Origin of the sequence: Vibrio sp. 10N.222.48.A3, assembly GCF_041475345.1 — a bacterium.
In the GTDB taxonomy this organism is placed as follows: Bacteria; Pseudomonadota; Gammaproteobacteria; order Enterobacterales; family Vibrionaceae; genus Vibrio; species Vibrio tasmaniensis_A.
Genome location: NZ_JBFRVX010001021.1, coordinates 1 through 1,433, shown reverse-complemented (window position 1 = coordinate 1,433; position 1,433 = coordinate 1). Strand labels below are relative to the sequence as shown.

At 44.0% G+C, this 1,433-nt stretch carries 2 protein-coding genes; both read right to left on the bottom strand.

Features of this window, described 5'->3' with window-relative positions:
- Nucleotides 1–309: biotin/lipoyl-binding protein (locus AB4653_RS23185; protein ID WP_372105422.1), on the bottom strand; the 309-nt coding region annotated here is incomplete at its 3' end.
- Nucleotide 310: 1 nt separating this feature from the next.
- Nucleotides 311–1,345 (bottom strand): efflux RND transporter periplasmic adaptor subunit, encoded by a 1,035-nt coding sequence (locus AB4653_RS23180; RefSeq protein ID WP_029223131.1) that lies wholly within the window; start codon nt 1,343–1,345, stop codon nt 311–313.
- Nucleotides 1,346–1,433: the final 88 nt, after the last annotated feature.

The window sequence follows — 1,433 nt, the reverse complement described above, 5'->3', positions numbered from 1 at the left end:
AGCTTGAGCGTTATCAACGTCCAACTGATAATCTGTTGGATCTAACTCGGCAAGAACATCACCCTTTTTAACTTGTTCACCTTCTTTGACATCAAGTTTAAAAATCTCACCAGCGACACGGAAACTTAGGTGCGCTTTCTCAGCAGCATTAGCCACTGCTGGAAAATAGAGCTTATCGTTAAAGTCTAAGACGGAGATTTCAATGGCTTTAACAAGAGGAAGCTTTTCGACTTCAGTGACACCTTTGTCTTTGCAGGCTGTCAACATCGCCAAACATGATAGGCCGATGGCTTTTGATACTGTCTTCATGTTAGAGCCCCCTTTCCTTGATCCACTCACGAACCTTGACGCCGGTTTCTAATCCATTAACGCCTGAGGTCACAACGCGATCTCCGTCGTTAAGACCCGAAATAATATGACGTTTTTCATCAATGACTATCGCGACTTCTTCGACGATACCATCGTTGTTAACGCGCCATACTGAGACATCATCTCCATTGGTCATCATTGCTGAGGTTGGAATTTTTGTCGCCGCTGCTTGTGAAGAAACAAGGTTAACCGTGCCAGACATACCCGGTAGGATGCCTATATCAGTCGGTCTCTCCATTACCATGGTGACCTTGTATGAACCGGTTTTAGGATCGGCTTCGGTATCGACTTCTTGAAAGGTGAGGACATAAGAATGTTCAGGGAAAGCATCGAATACCATAGTTGCGTCTGTCTCAAACCCTGCAGAAAAGCGTGCAATTAATTGATCAGGCAATAAGAAGACAACTTTGAGGATCTGATTCGTTTGGATATTCATTACACCTTGCTTAGCCGCGATGTATTCGTGGTTTTCAGCAGGAATAATAGAAATAGTACCATCATATGGCGCAACGAGTGTGGTGTAGCGAAGATTAGCTTTTGCTTGATTTAAAACCGCTCTTGCAGAGTTATGATTTGCTTTCGCTTGGTCAAAATCTTGCTCAGAAACCACTCTATCCTTACGTAGCTTGATGGAACGTTGGTATTGCACATCGGCAAGTTTGAAGTTAGCTCTTGCCTGCTTTTCTAGCAACTGATACTCATCAGGATTAAGCGTTGCCAATGCATCACCTTTGGAGACCTGTTGCCCCGCAGTGACATCGATCGTTTTTAGTAAACCGGGGACTCGAAATGCCAATACGGCTTTATCGCCCGCTTCAGTAGTCGCAGGAAAATTTCGTTCGAAGGCATTGTTACCGACCGAGACGGTGAAGAGTTTGGCTGGTCGTGATTCGGGTTCTGGAACCGGAGGGAGCTCCTTACCACACCCTGATAACCCGGATAAGGTCACCAATAGGACTAGGGAGGCTTTGTACATTGCGATCATCCATATCTATAAATATTTTATTAACATAGATTAATCACATGTAACTTACCAGTTATCGTAAGATTTATTTAGACAAAAT

What these genes read in the sequence shown, in the direction of transcription:
- AB4653_RS23180 (WP_029223131.1), bottom strand. Translation starts at nt 1,345, where the DNA reads ATGTACAAAGCCTCCCTAGTCCTATTGGTGACCTTATCCGGGTTATCA.